Origin of the sequence: Halorubrum sp. CGM4_25_10-8A (assembly GCF_005435025.1) — an archaeon.
Classification (GTDB): Archaea; Halobacteriota; Halobacteria; order Halobacteriales; family Haloferacaceae; genus Halorubrum; species Halorubrum ezzemoulense.
Genome location: NZ_SGTX01000067.1, coordinates 1 through 429, shown reverse-complemented (window position 1 = coordinate 429; position 429 = coordinate 1). Strand labels below are relative to the sequence as shown.

The 429-nt window shown below is 69.9% G+C and carries 1 pseudogene; it reads right to left on the bottom strand.

The annotated features are described in order from the left end of the window. Positions 1-429 (bottom strand): annotated as a pseudogene (locus tag EXE52_RS18145) (hypothetical protein); the annotation flags it as partial.

Below are 429 nucleotides of genomic sequence, written 5' to 3'. Positions count from 1 at the left end.
GGCTTCGAGCGCCGTCGTAATGCGTTCGCTCCACGCGATCTCCTCGTAGTCTTCGAGCAGTTTCGCGTCCGCGTGCTCGCCCTGGAGCACGGTCAGCGAGGCATCGGCGGTCACGTCATGGCGCGGCGCGGGCTCGAAGTCGATCGCGCCGTCGACGGCCTCGTAGCTCTCCAGTGCGAGCAGCACGAGGCCGACGCCGGCGCCGACCGTCGGCGTGTTCGCGACCGCGTCGCCAGCGTACCAGCCGATGAGCGGAAGCGTGAGTGTTGCGACCGTGAGCAGTCCATAGAGGCCGCGCGTGATCGGCGACAGCTCCTCGCCCTCGTCGGGCTCGGGGAGCCGGTGCCACGCCGGCATCCGGCGCCGGAGTCGAGCGGGTCGATGTTCGACGGCGCTGTCCTCGTCGGGGTCGACGTACACCTTCTGCGA